Origin of the sequence: Shinella sp. NM-101 (assembly GCF_021401195.1) — a bacterium.
Classification (GTDB): domain Bacteria; phylum Pseudomonadota; class Alphaproteobacteria; order Rhizobiales; family Rhizobiaceae; genus Shinella.
Window position 1 is genome coordinate 325,820 of record NZ_JACBFT010000001.1, and the last position, 20,344, is coordinate 346,163.

A 20,344-nucleotide genomic window follows, 5' to 3' on the forward strand; every position below is an offset into this window, starting at 1 on the left:
CATCCTCTCCCCGCAAGCGGGGCGAGGAAGGCAGGAGGCACTGTTTTCCTCCCATCGATCGCAAGGGGAAAGGAAACCGGCGCGGCATATCTCCTTCTCCCCGCCTGCGGGGAGAAGGTCCCGGCAGGGGGATGAGGGGCAACCCTCCGCCCAAACAAAACGGCCCGGTCTTGCAACCGGGCCATTCCATTTCAGACGTTCACCAGTCCTCAGCCGTTCAGCCCCGAGCCCCACGGGCCGTGGTGGCTGTCCGCACCGTCCACGCGGTCGAAGCCGTGCGCGCCGAAGAAGTCGCGCTGCGCCTGGATGACGTTCGCCGTGCCGCGGCCGCGGCGGTAGCTGTCGAAATAGCCGAGCGCCGAGGCGAGCGCCGGGACCGGCAGGGCGTGCAGGGCGGCGGCGGAGACGACGCGGCGCAGCGCCCCGTCGGTTTCCTTCACCATGTCGGCGAAGGCCGGGGTGACGATGAGGTTGGCCGCATCCGGCGTCTTCGTGAAGGCGCTTGTGATCGCGTCGAGGAACTGCGAGCGGATGATGCAGCCGGCGCGCCAGATTTTTGCGATCGTCGGCATCGGCAGGTTCCAGCCATATTCCTTCGAGGCGGCGGACATCACGGCGAAGCCCTGCGCATAGGCGCCGATCTTGCCGGCGAGCAGCGCGCTTTCGAGGTCCTTGAGGAAGGCGGCCCTGTCGGCGACCTTGAGCTCGGGAACGGCCGGCAGGCCAAGGATCTTCTCGGCGGCCTCGCGCTCGGTCTTGAAGGAGGAGATCGAGCGGGCGGCGACGGCGGCCTCGATGCCGGTGGCCGGCACGCCCATGTTCTGCGCCTCGATGGCGGACCACTTGCCGGTGCCCTTCTGGCCGGCCTTGTCGAGGATCATGTCGACCATCGCATTGCCGCTGATCGGATCCTTGGCGGCGAGCACCGTCGCGGTGATCTCGATGAGGTAGGATTCAAGGCGGCCCTTGTTCCATTCGCCGAAGACGGCGCTGATCTCGGAGGCGCTCATCTTCAGGCCGTCGCGCAGGATGCCATAGATCTCGGCGATCATCTGCATGTCGGCATATTCGATGCCGTTGTGGATGGTCTTGACGAAGTGGCCGGCGCCGTTCTCGCCGAGCCAGGCCACGCACGGATCGCCGTTGTACTTGGCGGCGATCGATGTCAGCACCTTCTCGACGCGCTTCCACGAATCTTCCGTGCCGCCGACCATGATGGAGGGGCCGTGGCGCGCGCCCTCCTCGCCGCCGGAAACGCCCATGCCGATGAAGGTGAGGCCCGAATCCTTCAGCGCGTCGAAGCGGCGCATCGTGTCGCGGAAGTTCGCGTTGCCGGCATCGATCATGATGTCGTTCTTTTCCAGGTGCGGGCGCAGCAGTTCCATCTGCTGGTCGACCGCGGTACCGGCCTGGATCATGATGATGATCGGGCGCGGCGGGCGGATGGCGGCGACAAATTCTTCAATCGTCTCGCAGGGCACGATGCGGTCCTTGAGGTCGCCCGCCTCCTCGTAGAATTCCTTCGTGCGCGCTGCCGTGCGGTTGAACACCGCGATCGTGTTGCCCTTTTCGGCAATGTTGAGCGCAAGGTTCGACCCCATGACGCCGAGACCGATAAGACCGATTTCCGCCTGTGCCACGATAATACCTCCGTAGAATGGCGCGGCGGGATTGTTTCGCAACTCATGCCGGAAACGCCGCGCAAGAAGAGAGTGAGGAGCGTTGGCTCCAGCGGACGTGTTTTGGCATTCAAATCGATTTACGACAAGCAATTGTTTGTTCGGAAAGCGTTTTACGGCCGCCCGAAATCACCGACCCGGCTTGTCGTCGCCGTCGTCCAGAACGCGCCAGGCGGCGCCTTCGACATCGTCGTACTGGCCGCTCTTGAGCGACCACAGGAAGGCACCGAGGCCGAGCGCGCCGAGGAAGAGCGCGATGGGGATGAGGAAGATCAGCGTGTTCATGCGGCGCGCACCATGGGCTTGACGGGACAGGCCTCGTCCGCCGCGCGGACCGCGAAAGCCGGCAAGCGTCCGCGCAGGCGAAGCGAGTTCACCACCACGATGATCGAGGAAGTGGACATGGCTATGGCGGCGATGAGCGGCGTGGCATGGCCGAGGATCGCAATCGGCACGGCGATGACGTTGTAGCCTATGGCGAGCGAAAAATTCTGCCGGATGAGGCGGCCGGCCCGGCGTGCGGTCTCGTAGGCGAAGGGCACGGCTTCGAGGCTTTCGTGCAGGAAGACGAAATCCGCCGCCTGCCGGCCGACATCGGCCGCCGTCGCGGGCGCGATGGAGACATGGGCGGCGGCGAGCGCCGGCGCGTCGTTGATGCCGTCGCCGACCATCAGCACGCGGCGCCCGGCCGTGGCGCGCTCGGCGACCGCCTCCGTCTTCTCGCGCGGCGAAAGGGCCGCGCGCCAGCGGCCGATGCCGAGAAGGCCGGCGATGCGGGCCACGGCCGGCGCGCGGTCGCCCGAAAGGATCGCCATGTCGATGCCGTCCTGCTTCAGGGCGGTGATGGCCTCGGCGGCGCCCGCCCGCAGGCCATCCTCGAAACGGAAGGTCTCGAGCACCTTGCCGTCGCAGGTCAGGACGACCTCCGAAAGACCGTGCGCGTCCTCGCTCGTGACCGCCTTTCCGCAGGCGAAGGCACGATTGCCGAGGCGGAGCACGCCCTGCCCCGTGACGGCTTCGAGCCCACCGCCGGCAACCTCCGTCACCGCATCGATGACCGGCGCGGGACCGGCATTGGCACCCGCGAGCGCCAACGAAAGCGGATGGCGCGAATGGGCGGCAAGCGCGGCGGCAAGGGAAAGATGCGCCCGGTTCAGCTTGTCCCGGTCGACGAGGCGCGGCTTGCCGAGGGTCAGCGTGCCGGTCTTGTCGAAGACGGCGGTGTCGATCTCGGCAAGGCGCTCCATGGCCGAGCCGTCCTTGACCATCACGCCGCCGGCAAAGAGCCGGCCCGCCGCAACCACCTGCACCACCGGCACGGCAAGGCCGAGCGCGCAGGGGCAGGTGATGATCAGCACGGCGATCGCGACGAGCATGGCATGCTTCCAGTCGCCGTCGAAGAAGCCCCAGCCGAGGAAGGAGGCCAGCGCCAGGAGGTGCACGGCGGGCGAATAGACCTGCGCCGCACGGTCGGCGATGCGGCGGTAGCGGGCCCTGCCCCCTTCGGCGGCCTCCATCAGGCCGATGACCTCGGAAAGGAACGAATCGCGGGCGGTAGCGGTCGCCTCGACGGTGAGCGAGCCGGTGAGGTTCATGGCGCCGGCCTCGAGCTGCGTGCCCGGCGCGGCGGCGAGCGGATCGCTCTCGCCATTGACGATGGAGCGGTCGATGTCGCTGGCCCCGGCGATCACGCGGCAATCGACCGGGATGCGCTCGCCGGCCGCGATGGAGAGATGTTCGCCGATGGCGATCTCCTCGACGGGCCGATAGTCGCGCGTGCCGTCGGGCCGGACGACCATGGCGCCGCGCGGCGAAAGGCGGGCAAGGCCGGTGATGGCCGAGCGGGCGCGGTCGCGCATGACATGGTCGAGCGTGCGGCCGATGAGCAGGAAGAACAGCAGGCTGACGGTCGCGTCGAACCAGGCATGCTCGGCGCTGTGCAGCGTCTCCCAGAGCGAGACGGCATAGGAGAGCGTGATGGCGAGCGCGATCGGCACGTCCATGTTGGTGCGGCCGTGGCGAATGGCGTTCCAGGCGGACTTGTAGAAGAAGCGGCCGGCATAGATCAGCGTCGGCCCGGCGATGAAGGCGGAGATCCAGTGGAAGAGGTCGCGCGTGGCGGCTTCCGCGCCCGACCAGACCGAGACGGAGAGCAGCATGATGTTGGTGGCGGCGAAGCCCGAAACGGCGACGGCGCGGATGAGCTGGTTGCGCAGCGCATCGTCCCCCTCGGCGACGAGCGAGAAGAGATGCGTGTCGTAGCCCGTGGCACGGATGGCGGCGGCAAATGCTTGCGGATCGATGCGCCGGCCCTCGACCTCCTCCTTCCAGACGACCGAGACGCGGCGCGTCGAGAGATTGACGCGCGCGCGCACGACTTCCGGCAGCGCGTTCAGCGCGCCCTCGACGGTGGTGATGCAGGTGCCGCAATGCACGCCCGGCACGCTGAGGTCGCTCTGGCGCAGCCCTTCGCCGACCGGACGGCTGGCGAGGAGCAACTCCTCCGAGGACGGCAGCGCATGGCGCGCGCGTTCCGCGTCGGCGGCGCCTTCCGTGCCGGGCGCGCAGCAACTCACTTCGCCCCTCCCGCGACAACGATCCGGACGGTCTGGTGGAACACCTTCTTGCCGTCGTTCTTCGTGCTGATGTCGACGACCCACTGGCCGGTGGCAATGGCGCGCTCGGCGGTGAAGAGCCCCGCTCCGGCCGGCTGCAGCGGCAGGGTGAAGTCGTCGCGCTCGTCCACCGGGCGCTTGAAGACGGCCGAGACGTCGTCGGCGACGACCGGCGCGCCCTTTGCGTCGACCACGCGATAGGTGACGTTGCCGCCCTCGATTGCGAGGCTGCCCTCGATGCCGCTGGCGGCGAATGCCTTGGCGGCGGCGACCTTCTCGTTGAATTCCTGGCTGGCGACATAGCTGTTGGGCACGACGAGGCCCGACCAGCTATGCGAGGCGTTCCAGGCCATGATGAGGTTCACCGTGATGATCGTTCCGAAGAACAGCACCATGACGCCCAGCATGTGCCAGCCGGTGAAGACGAAGCCCTGTTCCTTGCGTTCTGCGACCATCACCTTGCTCCCGGCGTGTTGAATTTGGCGGAATAGACGTCGCGCTCGTGACCCTGCCGGTCCTCGGCGACAATGTGGAAGCCTTCGGCCCCTTCTGCAAGGCGATCCTTCGGAAGGGTGACGAAAACGCGCAGCGCCGTCACCTTGTCCGGATCGACCGGCACGTCGGCGCTGCGGCCGTCCGCGCTGTCATGGCCCGCAATCTTCATGGTCGCGCCCGGCATGCCCTCGATCGAGACGGTGATGACGCGCGGCTCGGGAATCATGTTGAGCAGCTTCACGGCATAGCCGTTGCGGATTGAGCCGTCCGATTCGACGACGAACTGCGGATTGCGGTCGTGGATGACGTTGAGGTCCAGCCGGTCGCGCGACAGCAGCGCGAAGACGAGAGCCAGCCCCGCAAGCGACCAGACGCCGAAATAGAGCAGCGTGCGCGGGCGGAAGATGATGCGCCAGTCGAAGTGCCTGACCTTGTCGCTGAAGCGGCCGTCGGCGTCGCGCACGCGCCTCGGATCGACCGGAACGGCGCCGCCGGCCGTCGCCAGCGCCATATTGGCCGAGTAGTCCGAGAGGGTCGCATAGGCGATCAGGCCGCGTTCCTTGCCGAGCTTGTCCATGACGTTGTCGCAGGCATCGATGCAGAGCGCGCAGGTGATGCATTCGAGCTGCTGTCCGTCGCGGATGTCGATGCCCATGGGACAGACGACCACGCAGGCGTTGCAATCGACGCAGTCGCCGACGCTCTCGCCCGCGGCGATCGCCTTCTTGGCATGGCGGGTGCGCGGTTCGCCGCGCCAGTCGTTATAGGTGACGACCAGCGAGCTTTCGTCCAGCATCGCCGCCTGGATGCGCGGCCAGGGACACATGTAGGTGCAGACCTGCTCGCGCATCAGGCCGCCGAAGACATAGGTCGTGGCGGTGAGGATGCCGACGGTGATGTAGGCGACGGGCGGCGCCTGCAGCGTCACGAAATTGACGAGCAGCGTCGGCGCATCGGCGAAGTAGAAGATCCAGGCGCCGCCGGTCGCCACCGCGATCACCAGCCAGGTGGCGTGCTTGGCGACACGCTTCCAGAGCTTGCCGAACGTCCAGGGGCCGTCGTCGAGCTTGATGCGTGCATTGCGGTCGCCCTCGATCGCCCGCTCGACCACGAGGAAGAGGTCGACCCAGACGGTCTGCGGACAGGCATAGCCACACCACGCGCGCCCGACGGCCGAGGTGACCAGGAAGAGCCCGAAGCCCGCCATGACGAGCAGGCCCGCGACGAAGAAGAATTCCTGCGGCCAGATCTCGATGAAGAAGAAATAGAACCGCCGGCCGGCAAGGTCCACCAGCACGGCCTGGTCCGGCGCGTGCGGGCCGCGGTCCCAGCGGATCCACGGCGTCAGGTAGTAGATGCCGAGCGTGATCAGCATCACCAGCCACTTGAACTGCCGGAAGCGGCCTTCCGCGCGCTTGGGGAAGATCTTCTTGCGCTTCTCGTAGAGCGGCTTGCGCACCTTCGCCGAATTGACGGGCTCCGCCTCGTGGCGTTCGATGGTGTTGAGGATGGTGGTGGAATTCTGTTGCATAAGCTTGGCCGCACCTGTCGTTGTGCCGGCACAATGACGCCAACAACGGTCGTCATCGTTGATCTACGTCAAGTTTTCGACGTGGCAGGGCGTGGCGGGTTGCCGCACGAGACACCGGACGCACCAGCGGGATGATTTCCGGCCATAGCAATGTTCGCTTTTTGTTCGACAACATGCCGCCACCCCACTATGCTCGGAGGACAAGGAGACCACGCGATGACCGCCCTTCCCGCCCACATCGTCCACCGCACCATCCAGCGCGACTGGCGCGCGGTCTACGATTTCGCATCGAGGCCGGAAAACATGCCGCTCTGGGCCTCCGGCCTTGCCGCGGGCCTGACGCGGGACGGCGACGACTGGATCGCCGACGGCGGACCGGTCGGCAATGTGCGCGTGCGATTCGCCCCGCCGAACGATTTCGGGGTCATCGACCACACGGTGACGATGCCGGATGGCCTTCGGGTGGAGAACGCGCTGCGCGTCGTGCCGAACGGCGACGGCGCGGAAGTGATGTTCACCCTGCTCCGCCAGGCCGGCATGGACGACGAGGCCTTCGCCTCCGACGCGGCCCACATCGCCCGCGACCTCGATTCGCTGGCGGAACGGATGGAAGAAAAGGAGATTCCGCGATGAGCGGCAAGGGCGCAGACAGGAAGATCGACTATATCGAATTCAACGTTGCCGACCTCGCCAGGAGCAAGGCCTTCTACGGCGACGCCTTCGGCTGGACCTTCACAGACTACGGCCCGCAATACTGCGAGTTCGGGGATGGCCGCCTCACCGGCGGCTTCACCACGACGGCACCCGTCACGCCGGGCGGCGGGCCGCTCGTCATCCTCTTCGCCGACGCCCTGGAAGACGCCCTGTCACGCGTCGAAGCGGCGGGGGGAAAGATCGTCAGGCCGGTCTTCGCCTTCCCCGGCGGCCGGCGCTTCCACTTCGCCGATCCGGATGGCTACGAGCTGGCGGTCTGGTCGGACCGGTGAATGTCCGCCGTCACGTCAACGTGATCCCTAAGTCAATTTTTACCGAACGAATTCAGGCTTTTTCAATCATCGGCTCCTAGTCAGTCTGGCAGCAGGAACAGGCGGGCGCGCTCGATGCAGGGGATATTCGGCAAGACATTGGCGGTGGCGGCTCTCTCGGTGCTGGCATCGCTCGCCATCAGCTTCGCCTTCGTGCCGATGCTGGGCGGCAGGGTGGCGGGCGCGGGCCTCGTCATGACCATCGCCTGCCCCATTGCCATATCCATCCCGGCCTCCTTCCTGCATTTCTGGCAGGCGGAGAGGCTGCGCGCGGCCAATGCCGCCCTGGCGCAGGCGCGCGACGAACTGGCCGTCGCCTATGACCGCCTGCAACACCAGGCCCGCCGGGACGCCCTCACCGGCGTCCTCAACCGCGCCGCCTTCCTCGCCGAACTCGACGCGCAAAGCCGCGCCGGCGTGCATGGCGGCCTGCTCTTCCTCGATGTCGATCACTTCAAGTCCGTCAACGACCGGTTCGGCCATGCGGCCGGCGACCAGGCGCTCGGTCGCGTCGGTGCGCTGCTGTCGGCGCTTTCCGCAGACAACGATCTCGTCGGGCGGCTGGGCGGCGAGGAATTCGCCGTCTTCCTGCACCAGGCCTCGCCGGAACGCATGCTCGACCACTCCCAGGCGATCCGCGAGGCGATCGAGGCCATCGACCTTGCCTCGCCGGCGGGCACCCTCATCGCCCTCGGCATCAGCATCGGCGCCTTCCACTGCGCCCCCCGCTTCGACCCCGCCGAAGCGCTCGCGGCATCCGACCGCAACCTCTATCGCGCGAAGTCCGGCGGCAGGAACATGGTCGTGGCCTGAGGGCCGGAACGCCCCTTGCCGTCGCCATGGCGGGGTGCGGCTTGGTTTCCCGGATTGAAATCCAGAATGGACGACAGGCGAGTTCGGCGATGAAGGCGACGGCACCGCACGCCGCCCCGTTCGGCAAGCAACATCCGTAACCGCCTGCTGCATCGGCCGGGAGCGAAACCCATCACTTGCCCTCAAGAGCCGGCCCGACCTTGCCAAAAGAAAAGGCCGCGGTCTCCCGCGGCCTCCAGTTTTTGAAATAATCGGCGCTTACTCGCCGCCGCCCAGCGAATGCACGAAGACGGCAAGCTGCTTGACGGTCGGTTCGCCGAGACGGGGCAGCCAGGCCGGCATGACACCGTGCTTGGGCAAGCGGACCTGGGCGGCGACGGCGGCCTCGCCCTCGCCCTTCAGCCAGATGGCGTCGGCAAGGTTCGGGGCGCCCATTTCGCGGTTGCCCTTGGCATCCTCGCCGTGGCAGGCCGCGCAGTTGTCGGCGAAGACCTGCTTGCCGGGCTCGACGAGGCTCGCATCCGACGGTGTGCCCGTCAGGCTGACGACATAGGCCGCGACCTGCTTGATCTCCTCCGGCTGGAGCGTTTCGCCAAAGGCCGGCATTTCGGAGATGCGGGTCTCGTCGTCGCCGGGATGGCGGATGCCGTGGGCGATCGTCTGGTAGATGTCCTCCACCGTTCCGCCCCAGATCCAGTCGTCGTCGTTGAGGTTCGGGAACCCCGCGCCGCCAGCAGCACCCGAGCCATGGCACTGCGCACAGTTGACCTTGAAGGCCGAGGCACCGCCGGCGATCGCGAATTGCGAGAGCTGCGGATCGGCCAGGATCTCCTCGAGCGACGACTTGGCGATGCGGTCGACGAAGCCGGCCTGCGCCTCCTTGGCATTGGCGAGCTCGGTGGCGATGTTGGCGCGGCTCGACCAGCCGAGCATGCCCTTCGTGGTGTCGGAGATCAGCGGCCATGCCGGGAAGGCGATCGTGTAGCCGATCGCCCAGATGATCGTGGCGTAGAACGTCCAGACCCACCAGCGCGGCATCGGGTTGTTCAGTTCGCGGATGCCGTCCCATTCGTGGCCGGTGGTTTCGACGCCCGAGATTTCGTCAATATGCTTCTCGGCCATGATCAGTCCTCCTTGAGAGGGATTTCAGCGGCCCGTTCGGCGGCCTTGCGGGCGCCGGGGCGGAGGGTGAAGACGACGACGGCCAGGAAGAACAGCGTCATGACGAGCAGGCCCCAGCTATCGGCAAAGTGGCGCATGGCGGTATAGGTTTCCATGGCGTCCTCCTCAGCGGTAACCGGCGGCGTCGTCGTAGGTGGAGAAGTCCACCAGCGTGCCGAGCATCTGCAGATAGGCGACGAGCGCATCCATTTCGGTGAGCTTCGCCGGGTCTCCGTCGAAGTCGCCGAGCTTGGCCTTCGGATAGCGGGCCTCGAGGCCGGACGTGTCGGCGTTCGGGTCTGCCTGCGCCTTCATGTCGGCCTCGGCGCTCGCGATCATCTCGTCGGTGTAGGGCACGCCGACGTTGCGGTTGGCCGTCAGGTGCATGGCGACGTTCTTCACCTCGAGCGGCGTTTCCTTGAGGAAGGCATAGCTCGGCATCACCGATTCCGGCACGACCGAGCGCGGCTCGGTCAGGTGCTGGACGTGCCACTCGTTCGAGTAGCGGTCGCCGACGCGGGCAAGGTCCGGCCCCGTGCGCTTCGAGCCCCACTGGAACGGATGGTCGTACATCGACTCCGCCGCCAGCGAGTAATGCCCGTAGCGCTCCACCTCGTCGCGGAACGGCCGGATCATCTGGCTGTGACAGACGTAGCAGCCCTCGCGGACATAGATGTCGCGGCCGGCGAGCTCCAGCGGCGAGTAGGGCCGCATCCCCTCCACCTTCTCGATGGTGTTCTCGAGGTAGAAGAGCGGGGCGATCTCGACGATGCCGCCGACGGTGACCACGAGGAGGGAGCCGACGAGGAGAAGCGTCGCGTTGCGTTCGAGGATTGCGTGTTTATCAAGAATGGACATCGTGTCCCCTCCTATTCGGCCGGCTGCAGGGTCGGCGCGGCGCCCGGGATCGGGGCCTCGTCACGCTGGTAGCCGAGGATTGTCATGGTCACGTTGTAGGCCATGATGAGTGCTCCGAGGAGGAACAGCCCACCGCCGACGGCACGCAGCACATAGTAGGGGAACATGGCGGCGACGGTTTCGGCGAACGAGTAGACCAGGAATCCCTGTTCGTCGTATTCGCGCCACATCAGGCCCTGCTGGATGCCTGCGACCCACATGACCGAGGCGTAGACGACGATGCCGAGGGTGGCGAGCCAGAAGTGCCAGTTGACCATGCGGATCGAGTAGAGCCGCTCGCGGTTCCACAGCTTCGGAACGAGGAAGTAGATCGCGCCGAAGGTGATGAGGCCGTTCCAGCCGAGCGCGCCCGAATGAACGTGGCCGATGGTCCAGTCCGTGTAGTGGCTGAGCGAGTTGACCGACTTGATCGACATCATCGGGCCTTCGAAGGTCGCCATGCCGTAGAAGGCGACGGCCATGACCATCATGCGCACGATCGGGTCGGTGCGGATCTTGTCCCAGGCGCCCGAGAGCGTCATCAGGCCGTTGATCATGCCGCCCCACGAGGGCATCCAGAGCATGACCGAGAAGACCATGCCGAGCGTCTGCGCCCAGTCGGGCAGAGCCGTATAGTGCAGGTGGTGCGGGCCGGCCCAGATATACATGAAGATCAGGGCCCAGAAGTGGATGATCGACAGGCGGTAGGAATAGACCGGACGGTTCACCTGCTTCGGGATGAAGTAGTACATCATGCCGAGGAAGCCGGCCGTCAGGAAGAAGCCCACGGCGTTATGGCCGTACCACCATTGCGTCAGCGCGTCCTGCACGCCCGAGAAGGCCGAATAGCTCTTCGCGCCGAGGAACGAGACCGGGATCGCCAGGTTGTTGACGATGTGGAGCATGGCGATCGTCACGATGAACGACAGGTAGAACCAGTTCGCCACGTAGATATGCGGCTCCTTGCGGGTCATGATCGTGCCGAGGAAGGCGACGAGATAGGCGACCCACACGACGGTCAGCCACAGGTCGACATACCATTCCGGCTCGGCATATTCCCTGCCCTGCGTGATGCCGAGCAGATAACCGGTGGCGGCCATGACGATGAAGAGCTGGTAGCCCCAGAACACGAACCAGCCGAGATTGCCGCCGAAGAGGCGGGCCCGCGAGGTGCGCTGCACGACGTAGAAGGATGTCGCGATCAGGGCGTTGCCGCCGAAGGCGAAGATCACGGCCGAGGTGTGCAGCGGGCGCGTGCGGCCGAAGTTCAGCCAGGGCTCGATGTTGAGATCGGGGAAGGCAAGCTGGAGCGCCACGAAGACGCCGACCAGGAAGCCGACGACGCCCCAGAACACCGTCGCGATGACGCCGTACTTGACGACTTCGTCGAAGTAGCCGGCGTCATCCTGCGAGGACCGGGCCGGAGCGGCCGGCGCGAAGGAAATGCGCCGCACCATGAGGAGCGTGCTGGCGAGCAGCACGAAGAAGAGAACCCACATATGGGCCCCGAAGAGCTTGTCCTGGGCAAAAGCCGCGCCGAGCAGCGCGATGAACGCTCCCACGGCCAGGACGATCGTTTCCGTCACGTATTTCACGTTGGCATCCCCCAACTTGTCAAAGTCCCGCAATCACCGGCTCCCGCGCGGAATCGGCCCTTGCGCTCGATTGAGCCTTCGCAGATGCGCTCGCCAGCATCCTTGATATGGATCAAGGCGGGGAACGGAAGCGAGCGGCATCAAGGGACAGGTTGACGCAGCCGCGCGTCGAGACAGCCGCGGCTCTTCCCAAACGAGGAAGCACGACATGACGGATTACACAGGCATCTCCCGGCTGCTTTCGGATCGCCCGACGGACGCCGTTTCGCTCGACTGGCTGAAAAAGGCCCACGACGCCCAACTGACGCTCTGCACGGCGCTCGAGGAGATCGCCGACAGCCTGCCGGCCAACATCAACAGGCAGAAATGCATCTACGCCGCCAAGTCATTGATTCCGCTGATAAACGGCATCCATCGCTATGAAGAGGAGGCCCTCTTCCCGATGCTGCAGACCACCGGTTCGGGTAACCAGGAACTGGCCGACGCCATTGCACGGCTGAAGTTCGAGCATGTCGAGGACGAGTGCTTCGCAGAGGAGCTGACCGACACGCTGACGCGGCTCGGCAGCGGCGACGGGACCGTGAACGCGGAAGCCGCGGGCTACATGCTCCGCGGCTTCTTCGAATCGATCCGGCGCCACATCGCCTTCGAGCAGCAGTTCATGCTGCGAGGGCCAAGGCTCGCCTCATAGGGCTCAGGCCGCCATCGGATCCCGCGTCTCCAGGACCTCCTGGAGCACGAGGATGGCGCCGAGCACGTTGCCGGCGGCCGACATGCAGGGTGTCATGCGACAGCGCATGGGGGCATTACCCCGGCGCGAGGAAGTATAGTCGTACTCGACCACCTCCCCGGCGAAACAGCGATCCAGATGCCGCTTCACGCGGCCCTCGAACCGCTGGATGCCGATGAACTCGACGATATGCCGCCCGACGAGATCGATGGGCTTCTCGCTCAGCCGCTCGGCATTGCGCGGGTTGGAATAGAGATAGCGGTAATCCGGGGTGATGACCGCCACGCGATCCGGCAGGCTGTCGAGGATCGCCTCGTTGAGCAGCCCGTCCTCCACCAGGCGCGGCGCAATCGCGGGCCGAGGCCCCCCGGCCAGACCGAGGCCGAACGGCCTTGCGGTCTCCTCCGTGCCGAAATAGCGGTCCAGCAGGAGCTTGAAATTGTGCGCCTGCCGCAGCACGCAGGACCTGTCGTCGGCCTCTTCCCGAAGAAGATCCACCACGAACTGGAACTGGGAGCGGAGTTCGGAGGCATCGCAAGCCTCCTTCTGCAACACGGCCATGAGGGCCGGTTCGATTTCCTTGTCCAGCATGGAAACGAGCTTCCTGTTTCCGGCTTTGACCGCATGCTGGAGTTGTGAATACTTAAACCAGAACAACTCTACAAGAGCTTTCAATTCATGCTCCCTGAATTGCTGAAATCTACAGCAATCGCATCATCGTATTATTCAGTCTGTTCAGAAATAGGATCGGCTTGACCTTCTCTCCCTCAAATCTCGCCGTTCAAAGCGCTTACATTAGCAAATGTTAACAGCGCGAAGGGAGATGTCAAACCCATAATTCGTCAAAATTCGCATGAATCGCCAAACTGAACGTATTCATTTTTGCAAAGGGAAGAAAGAAATGGCAGGCGCTCAAGTAATAAGGCTGCGCTTGATGTTCCAGCGGTCGTGATACCAGAGCCACTGGCCGGGATATTCCCGCACCCAGCGCTCCACGGTGTCGTTGAGCATTTGGGCCGTCGCATCGACATCGACCGCGCCGTTCGCCTTGCGGGGAACCGCCATTGCGGGCTCCAGTTCCAGCCGGTAGCGGTTACCCGGAAGACGGATGCAGCGCGCCGGGTAGACCTCGCAGTCGAACTGGCGGACAAGCTTGGCAAGCAGCGGGTTGGTCTGCACGTCGCGGCCGAAGAATTTCGTATAAAGGCCCCTGCCGAACTTCTGGTCCACCAAAACGCCGACCGGCTTCCCTGCTTCCAGCTTGCGGGCGAGCGTGAAGGAGGAGCCGGCGTGAGAGGGCACGAGGTTCCCCATGCGCGCCTTGCGGAATTCGAAGACCTTTTCGGCGACATACGGATTATTCGGCGGGCGAAAGAGCACCGTCACATCCAGCCCGAACGCCGCTCCGGCAACCGGCAGGAGCTCGAAATTGCCGGTATGTGCGGTGAAGACGATGAAGGGCCGCGGATTGTCGCGAAGGTCCAGGAAGAGCGGGATGCCCGACACTTCGATGCGGCCCGGCGCCGGATTTTCCGGATCGAAATCGAACAGTTCGTCGAGAAAGACGTATTCGGCGGCGAGCCGGCCCATATTGCCCCAGGCATCGAGCGCGATCGCCTCGATCTCGGCCTCGGATTTTTCCGGATAGGCGTTGCGCAGATTCGTCAGCGTCAGCGTGTGGCGCCTGGTTTTCGGCCCGATCCAGCGCAGCGCCCGGTCCGCGAAATTGATCGCGCCATCGGCCGGCAGGAGCTTCAGCAGGCTGAGCAGCCCAAAGGCGAACTGCGCGACGAACCAGTCCTTCGAATTGCGCAGCGCCAGGACGAGGCGGGTGATCAGCATCCGCAACGGCGTCAATCCAGCTTCAGGACGATCTTGCCGAAGATCTGGCGCGATTCCATGCGTTCCAGCGCCGTCGCGATGCCGTCGAAGGTGACTTCCGTGTCGATGACCGGATGCACGATGCCGCGCGCCATCTTCTGCATGGCGTTCGCCATGTTCTCCATGCGGCAGCCGAAGGAGCCGAGGAGCTTCAACTGCTGCTGGAAGAGCATCATCAGGTTCATGTCGGTGGAGACGCCCGAGGTGGAGCCGCAGGTGACGAGGCGGCCGCCGCGCTTGAGGCAGAGCATGGAGCCCGCCCAGGTATCCTTGCCGACATGCTCGAAGACGACGTCGACGCCCTTCTTCTTCGTCAGCTTGCGCACGACGCCCTCGAACCTGTCCTCGCGGTAGTTGATGACGTGGTCGGCGCCCAGCGCCTTCGCCTTCTCGATCTTGTCGTTAGAGCCGACCGTGGTGATGACGGTGCAGCCGATCTTCTTGGCGAGCTGGATCGCCGCCGTGCCGATGCCCGAGCCCCCGGCATGGACGAGGATGGTCTCGCCGGATTCGAGCTTGGCGTTGTCGAACAGCATGTGCTCCACCGTGCCGAAGGTGACGGGCGCAAGCGCCGCGGCGACAGCATCGATGCCGGGCGGTGCCGGGACCAGCAGGCGGGCGGGAAGGTTCACCTTCTCCTGCGCGAAGCCGTCGAGATGGAAGCCGTGCACGCCGCCGACATGTTCGCAGAGATTGTCGCGGCCCTCGCGGCAGGGCTTGCAGAGGCCGCAGGTGCGCGCGCCGTAGATCGAGACGAGCTGGCCGGGCAGCACGTTGGAAACGCCCGGGCCGAGCGTCTCGACGACGCCGGCGGCTTCCGCGCCGATGACCAGCGGCATCTTGCGCTTGGCGAACGCCATGCCGCGCCAGCCCCAGACGTCGATATGGTTGAGGGCGACGGCCTTGACGCGCAGCGTCACCTCGCCGGGGCCGGGGGCTTCCGGTTCCGGAATGTCGGTGATTTCCAGCTTGCGATCGTCGAGGAGCTGCAGGGCGCGCATGGTCTTCTTCCGTATGTTTGGGCCGGGTCGTCCGCTCAGGCGGGCTCGGCCGTCATGACAAGGCTGGCGTTCTGGCCGCCGAAGCCGAAGGAGTTGGACAGGACGGCGCTGACCTGCTTGTCTCGCTTCACGTTCGGCACGACGTCCAGCTGGATCGTCGGATCAGGGTTCGTGTAGTTGATGGTCGGCGGCAGGGTGCCGGTCAGCATGGTCTGGATCGAGAAGACAGCCTCGACCGCGCCGGCCGCCGTCAGCGTGTGGCCGATCATCGACTTGTTGGACGAGACCGGGATATTCGCCAGCTTGTCGCCGAAGACGGTCGACATGGAGAGATATTCCATCTTGTCGTTCTCAGGCGTCGAGGTGCCGTGGGCGTTGATATAACCGATGCCGCTCTCCTCGATGCCGGCATCTTCCAGCGCCGCGCGGATCGTCGCGATGGCGGGACCGCCATCCGGCGAGGAGCGCGTGCGGTGGAAATGGTCCGCCTTCTCGCCGCAACCCTTCAGGATGCCGAGCACCTTGGCGCCGCGTGCGATGGCCGATTCCAGCGATTCCAGCACAAGCGTCGCCGCGCCTTCTGCGATGACGAAGCCGTCGCGGTCCTTGCTGAACGGCTTGGATGCCTTGGTCGGCGGGTCGTTCTGCGTCGAGAGCGCCGAGAGCAGCGCGAAACGGATCAGCGCCTCGGCAGTGACCGAGCCGTCGGTGCCGACGGTGAGCGCGCGGTCGGTGCGGCCCTGGCGGATCGCCTCGACGCCGAGCTGGATGGCCGTCGCGCCGGAGGCGCAGGCGGTCGACAGCGTGACCGGCAGGCCGCGCGTGCCGTAGCGGTCGGAAAGACGCTCGGAGATGGAGCCGAAGGCCCAGGCCTCGTGCAGGGCCTGGCTCGGATGCTCGCGCAGTACGGCGAGGAAGCGGTCATAGGCATCGCCCGGGCGCTGCGAGGGCGGCGCGCGGTCGGCGAGCGCGAAGCGGTCGCGCCAGTCCGGCTCGATGGGCGGGGCGGCGAGGAAGAGCGGGCCGCCGAACTCGCCGGAAAGACCGGCCTGCGCCAACGCCTCGTCCGTCGTCTCGCGGGCATAGGCATAGGAGCGCTCGACCGGGTTTTCGACCGGCACATCGATAAAATCGACCGTGCCGGAAATGCGAGTGTTCAGCCCGTCGACCGGGAAGCGGGTGATGCCGTGGATGCCGGACACGCCGCCGGTGAGCGCGGCCCAGTTGTCCGCAAGGCCCTGCCCGAGCGAGGTGACGACGCCCATGCCTGTCACGGCGACGATGGGGCGGCCGAGATGATCCCTGTAAGCGGCATTCGTCATGGCCGGAACCTCACTTCTCTGCGGAAAGGATTGCGACGCCCTCGCCGCGCGAATGGCCGACCGTCGTGACGACGGCCGTGGCGGCGGGTGCGCTCATGGCGGCTTCGGCAGCCGTATCGAACGGCGCCACCTTGACGCCCGAACCGAGCGTCAGCGCGGCGAGCGCAAGACCGAGCGGGAACTGCGCTTCGAGCGACTGGCCAATGACGGCGCTGTAGCCGCGCAGGGCGCTGCCGGCGAAACGCTTGTCGAGCCAGGCCTTTTCGCGGGCCGTCGCGTCATGCGCGCCGGAGGCGCCGGAGAAGACGACGGTCTCGTTGCCGGCCGAAGCGCTTTCGGCGAGGCGCTCAAGACGCGCTTCAAGCTTGCCTTCGTCACGCGAGCCGCGGTCGCCGCCGATGGCGTCGATGGTCGCGTAGATGCGCGCGCCGCGGGCTTCGGCATGTTCGCGGGATTCGAGGATAAGGAAGGCGGCGGCCGAGCCGGTGACGATGCCGCCGCCGGCGTTCCGGTCGCGCGACCAGAGCGGCGTCCAGCCGCCCGTCGCATGCGCGCCGATGGCCTCGTAAAGCAGGATAACGTCCTGCCGCTCGGCCACGAGCGCGCTGCCGACGAGCGTATGTGTCGACTGGCCGGCGCGGATGCGGTGGAAGGCGGTCTCGACGGCGCTGATGCCGGCGGCTTCCTCGCCCATGAAGGTGCGCGAGGAACCGGTGACCTTGTGCACGATGGAGATGTTGCCGGCGAGAAGATTGGAAAGCTGGGCGAGGAAGAGCGTCGGACGCAGCTCCGTCGTCAGCTTCTCGTTGAGCAGGCGCTCGCGGTCGTTGCGCTTCAGCCCCTCGTCGACGATCAGCGAATCGACATTGATGTCGCGCTCGCCGCCGCCGGCCGCCACGATCATGTCCATCGTGCCGCAGGCGTCCACATCGTCCTTGAAGCCGGCATCGTCGAGCGCGAGGCCGGCAGCGAAGACGCCGAGGCGCTGCCAGTTCTCCATCTGGCGCTGGTCGCCGCGCTTGGGGATCTGCTGGTTCCAGTCGATCTCCGGCATCGGATGGACCGGATAGGGCGCGAAGCGCTCCGTATCGATCTTCAGCTCCGGCGCCTTCGCGGCACCCAGGATCTGCACATGGGCCTCGGCCCCGACACCGTGACAGGTGACGATGCCGACGCCGGTGATCACCACATCGTTCTTCGCCTTCGCCATGCTCACTTCCCTTCAGCGGACGCTGCCAGCGCCTCGAACAAACCCACCTCGCCCGCGCGCTTGCGCACGATATCGGCGAGCGGCACCTCGGCGAACGGCATGGTGCGCAGCTTGAGCTGCGCATCGCACACCTTCTTGCCGGCCGATGTAATCCTCGTCTTCGTCACGGCATAGCCGGAACCGTCATGCTCCAGCACGGCCTCGATGTCGAGCACCGCGTCCGGTTCGACGAAGGTGCGCATCTTGGCCCCGTCGACGCTCATCAGGAAGGGCATGGCCGAAAAATCGGATGCCGCCAGCACGAGGAAGCCGGAGGCCTGCGCCATGGTCTCGATGAGCAGCACGCCCGGAACGAGCGGCATGCCGGGGAAATGCCCCTCGAAGACCGGGCTTTTGGACGGGACGACAGAGCGGGCGGTAAGCACGCGGCGCGCGCCGTCGACGGCTTCCACCCGGTCGATCATCTGGAAATATTCTAGCAGCATCGGATATGCCTCCGCCGAAAACCGAAAGGCCTGCCGAGGACGGCAGGCCGATAGCCCCTTGCGCCGGGATCGTCCGGAACAGGGCCGCCAGCGGCGGCCGGGCCCTTATGATCAGGCCTTGGCGGCCCGCAGTTCGTCGATCTTGGCGCAGAGGTTCTTCAGGACGAAGTATTCTTCCGTCGCGACCTTGCCTTCGTTGACTTCCTGCGTCCACTGTTCCAGCGGGATCTTGATGCCGAATTCCTTGTCGATCGCGAAGACGATGTCGAGGAAGTCCAGGCTGTCGATGCCGAGATCGTCGATCGTGTGGCTTTCCGGCGTGATCGTCTCGCGATCGATCTCGCTCGTTTCAGCAATGATGTCGGCAACCTTGTCGAATGTAGCAGTCACGCCCATACCTCATGAATCTATAGTTGGGCGATCCTATATGGAAATCCGATGCGATTGCCAATGGGGTTGATGAGGGCCCTGCATGATCTGCGCCCCTGTGTTGCGCAAAGAACATGCCGGAACCCGCCGTCACACCGCGATGGAATGCCGCCCGCGCCCGCTCGACAGATGCGCGTCGAAGACCGCGGCCACCGTGCGCGCGAAGGGCCGGCCCGTCGCCGTCAGCTCGAACCTCTCGCCTTCGATGCGGCACAGGCCGTCCTTGTCCGAAGCGGCAAAGCCGCGGGCCTCGGCCCGGATCGCGGCGGCGAAAGCCGGATGGCGGGCGGCAAGATCGGCGAAGGAGAAGCCGAAATCGCACATCACGCGCTCGATCACGAAGGCGCGGGCGCGGTCCTCGTCCGTCAGCGCATAGCCGCGGACCACCGCGACGCCACCCTCCTCCACCCGGCGCAGATATTCGCCCGTCGCCGGCATGTTCTGGAAATAGCCCTCGGGCAACTGGCCGATGGCGGACGCGCCGAGGCCGATCAGGGCATCCGCCTGGTCGTCGGTATAGCCCTGGAAATTGCGGCGCAGCGTGCCGTCCCGCGCGGCGGCGGCGAGACTGTCGGCCGGCAGGGCGAAATGGTCGATGCCGATGGCCTCGTAGCCGGCGGCAACAAGCATCTCCGCCGCCATCGCCATCTGGGAAAAACGTGCGACGATGCCCGGCAATGCGGCCTCGTCGATCATCGTCTGATGCTTCTTCATCCACGGCACATGGGCATAGCCGAAGAGCGCGATGCGGTCCGGGCGGAGCGATATGACGGCGCGCACGGTCTCGGCCAGCGTCTCCATCGTCTGGAACGGCAGGCCGTAGAGAATGTCGCAGTTCACCGAGCGTACGCCCCTTGCCCGCGCGGCCTCCACGACGCCCCGCGTCTGCTCGAAGGTCTGGATGCGGTTGATCGCCTTCTGCACCTTCGGATCGAAATCCTGGATGCCGAGGCTGGCGCGCGTCATGCCGATCGCGGCCAGCGCGTCGTGCCTGAGATCGTCGAGATCGTTCGGATCCATCTCCACCGAGATTTCGGCATCGGGCGAGAAGGTGAAATTCTGCTCGAGACAGCTTTTCAGCGCCACCATGTCGTCCGGCCGCAGCATGGTCGGCGAACCGCCGCCGAAATGCAGCGCCGTCACGGGCGCATCCCGGCAAACGCGCCGGCCGACGGCCGCAATCTCCGCATGAAGCCCCTTGAGATAGGCTTCGACCGGCTCGTAGCGTAGCGTCTGCTTGGTGTGGCAGGCACAGAACCAGCAGAGCCGGTCGCAATAGGGAATATGCGCGTAGAGCGACAGGCGATTCGCCGGCCCCAGCCTTCCCAGCCACTCGGAATAGACCTCCGGGCCGATACTTTCGTCGAAATGCGGCGCCGTCGGATAGCTTGTATAGCGGGGAACCGGGGAAGAAAGGCGTTCTACGAGTGCATCCTGCATGGGTCTCTCCTTCTTGAAACGGAAATACCCCCGAA

The 20,344-nt window shown here is 65.7% G+C and carries 21 protein-coding genes; 4 read left to right on the forward strand and 17 right to left on the reverse strand.

Annotated features, from left to right (window positions below; translation table 11 throughout):
* Window positions 1-209: 209 nt before the first annotated feature.
* The 5 genes from gndA to ccoG all read right to left on the reverse strand — a co-directional run bounded on the left by gndA (window position 210) and on the right by ccoG (window position 6,320).
* Window positions 210-1,640: an NADP-dependent phosphogluconate dehydrogenase gene (gndA, locus tag L0976_RS01555; RefSeq protein WP_234185716.1), complete on the reverse strand. Its 1,431-nt coding sequence runs from the start codon at window positions 1,638-1,640 to the stop codon at window positions 210-212.
* 168 nt (window positions 1,641-1,808) lie between these two features.
* A complete protein-coding gene (ccoS, locus tag L0976_RS01560) occupies window positions 1,809-1,964 on the reverse strand; it encodes a cbb3-type cytochrome oxidase assembly protein CcoS (protein ID WP_203319148.1) in 156 nt (51 codons plus the stop codon).
* A complete protein-coding gene (locus L0976_RS01565) occupies window positions 1,961-4,255 on the reverse strand; it encodes a heavy metal translocating P-type ATPase (RefSeq protein ID WP_234185717.1) in 2,295 nt (764 codons plus the stop codon). The genes ccoS and L0976_RS01565 overlap by 4 nt, the downstream gene beginning before the upstream one ends.
* Entirely contained in the window at window positions 4,252-4,752 is a 501-nt protein-coding gene (locus tag L0976_RS01570; protein ID WP_370643548.1) for a FixH family protein, read from the reverse strand. Before L0976_RS01570 ends, L0976_RS01565 begins: the two co-directional genes overlap by 4 nt.
* On the reverse strand, window positions 4,749-6,320 hold the full coding sequence (gene ccoG / locus L0976_RS01575; RefSeq protein ID WP_203319151.1) for a cytochrome c oxidase accessory protein CcoG: 1,572 nt from the start codon (window positions 6,318-6,320) through the stop codon (window positions 4,749-4,751). Before ccoG ends, L0976_RS01570 begins: the two co-directional genes overlap by 4 nt.
* Before the next feature lie 216 nt (window positions 6,321-6,536).
* Here ccoG and L0976_RS01580 point away from each other — a divergent pair, with 216 nt between their 5' ends.
* The 3 genes from L0976_RS01580 to L0976_RS01590 all read left to right on the forward strand — a co-directional run bounded on the left by L0976_RS01580 (window position 6,537) and on the right by L0976_RS01590 (window position 8,158).
* Entirely contained in the window at window positions 6,537-6,953 is a 417-nt protein-coding gene (locus L0976_RS01580; protein WP_203319152.1) for an SRPBCC family protein, read from the forward strand.
* A complete protein-coding gene (locus L0976_RS01585; RefSeq protein ID WP_234185719.1) occupies window positions 6,950-7,306 on the forward strand; it encodes a VOC family protein in 357 nt (118 codons plus the stop codon). The genes L0976_RS01580 and L0976_RS01585 overlap by 4 nt, the downstream gene beginning before the upstream one ends.
* A gap of 114 nt (window positions 7,307-7,420) precedes the next feature.
* Window positions 7,421-8,158 carry a GGDEF domain-containing protein gene (locus tag L0976_RS01590; protein ID WP_234185720.1) on the forward strand — a complete coding sequence of 246 codons (738 nt, stop codon included), beginning with the start codon at window positions 7,421-7,423 and terminating at the stop codon, window positions 8,156-8,158.
* 258 nt (window positions 8,159-8,416) lie between these two features.
* On the opposite strand, the gene ccoP is transcribed toward L0976_RS01590, so the two are convergent.
* Genes ccoP through ccoN form a run of 4 tightly spaced genes read right to left on the reverse strand, consistent with a single transcriptional unit; the run spans window position 8,417 to window position 11,811 of the window.
* A complete protein-coding gene (ccoP, locus tag L0976_RS01595) occupies window positions 8,417-9,280 on the reverse strand; it encodes a cytochrome-c oxidase, cbb3-type subunit III (RefSeq protein WP_234185722.1) in 864 nt (287 codons plus the stop codon).
* Between the two features lie 2 nt (window positions 9,281-9,282).
* Window positions 9,283-9,435: a cbb3-type cytochrome c oxidase subunit 3 gene (locus tag L0976_RS01600; RefSeq protein ID WP_203319156.1), complete on the reverse strand. Its 153-nt coding sequence runs from the start codon at window positions 9,433-9,435 to the stop codon at window positions 9,283-9,285.
* A 10-nt stretch (window positions 9,436-9,445) separates the two neighbouring features.
* Window positions 9,446-10,177 carry a cytochrome-c oxidase, cbb3-type subunit II gene (gene ccoO / locus L0976_RS01605; RefSeq protein WP_234185723.1) on the reverse strand — a complete coding sequence of 244 codons (732 nt, stop codon included), beginning with the start codon at window positions 10,175-10,177 and terminating at the stop codon, window positions 9,446-9,448.
* An 11-nt stretch (window positions 10,178-10,188) separates the two neighbouring features.
* Window positions 10,189-11,811 carry a cytochrome-c oxidase, cbb3-type subunit I gene (gene ccoN, locus L0976_RS01610; RefSeq protein ID WP_203319158.1) on the reverse strand — a complete coding sequence of 541 codons (1,623 nt, stop codon included), beginning with the start codon at window positions 11,809-11,811 and terminating at the stop codon, window positions 10,189-10,191.
* A 208-nt stretch (window positions 11,812-12,019) separates the two neighbouring features.
* Between ccoN and L0976_RS01615 the strand changes: the two genes are divergently transcribed.
* Window positions 12,020-12,502, forward strand: coding sequence for a hemerythrin domain-containing protein (locus L0976_RS01615; protein WP_203319159.1), 483 nt, complete (start codon window positions 12,020-12,022; stop codon window positions 12,500-12,502).
* A 3-nt stretch (window positions 12,503-12,505) separates the two neighbouring features.
* Here the strand turns inward: L0976_RS01615 and L0976_RS01620 are convergent, their stop codons facing one another.
* The 8 genes from L0976_RS01620 to hemN all read right to left on the reverse strand — a co-directional run bounded on the left by L0976_RS01620 (window position 12,506) and on the right by hemN (window position 20,309).
* Window positions 12,506-13,132 carry a PAS domain-containing protein gene (locus L0976_RS01620; protein ID WP_234185724.1) on the reverse strand — a complete coding sequence of 209 codons (627 nt, stop codon included), beginning with the start codon at window positions 13,130-13,132 and terminating at the stop codon, window positions 12,506-12,508.
* A 321-nt stretch (window positions 13,133-13,453) separates the two neighbouring features.
* A complete protein-coding gene (locus L0976_RS01625) occupies window positions 13,454-14,383 on the reverse strand; it encodes a lipid A biosynthesis lauroyl acyltransferase (RefSeq protein ID WP_234185726.1) in 930 nt (309 codons plus the stop codon).
* Window positions 14,384-14,394: 11 nt separating this feature from the next.
* Window positions 14,395-15,423 carry a zinc-binding dehydrogenase gene (locus L0976_RS01630; protein ID WP_234185727.1) on the reverse strand — a complete coding sequence of 343 codons (1,029 nt, stop codon included), beginning with the start codon at window positions 15,421-15,423 and terminating at the stop codon, window positions 14,395-14,397.
* A 35-nt stretch (window positions 15,424-15,458) separates the two neighbouring features.
* Window positions 15,459-16,745, reverse strand: coding sequence for a beta-ketoacyl-ACP synthase (locus L0976_RS01635; protein WP_234185728.1), 1,287 nt, complete (start codon window positions 16,743-16,745; stop codon window positions 15,459-15,461).
* A gap of 10 nt (window positions 16,746-16,755) precedes the next feature.
* Window positions 16,756-17,955, reverse strand: a complete 1,200-nt coding sequence (locus tag L0976_RS01640; protein ID WP_234185730.1) for a beta-ketoacyl-ACP synthase — start codon at window positions 17,953-17,955, stop codon at window positions 16,756-16,758.
* A 2-nt stretch (window positions 17,956-17,957) separates the two neighbouring features.
* Window positions 17,958-18,440: a 3-hydroxyacyl-ACP dehydratase FabZ family protein gene (locus tag L0976_RS01645; RefSeq protein WP_234185731.1), complete on the reverse strand. Its 483-nt coding sequence runs from the start codon at window positions 18,438-18,440 to the stop codon at window positions 17,958-17,960.
* Window positions 18,441-18,551: 111 nt separating this feature from the next.
* Complete coding sequence (locus L0976_RS01650; RefSeq protein ID WP_134650064.1) at window positions 18,552-18,836, reverse strand: acyl carrier protein; 285 nt, start codon at window positions 18,834-18,836, stop codon at window positions 18,552-18,554.
* Window positions 18,837-18,959: 123 nt separating this feature from the next.
* Window positions 18,960-20,309 (reverse strand): oxygen-independent coproporphyrinogen III oxidase, encoded by a 1,350-nt coding sequence (gene hemN, locus L0976_RS01655; RefSeq protein WP_234185732.1) that lies wholly within the window; start codon window positions 20,307-20,309, stop codon window positions 18,960-18,962.
* Window positions 20,310-20,344 lie beyond the last annotated feature (35 nt).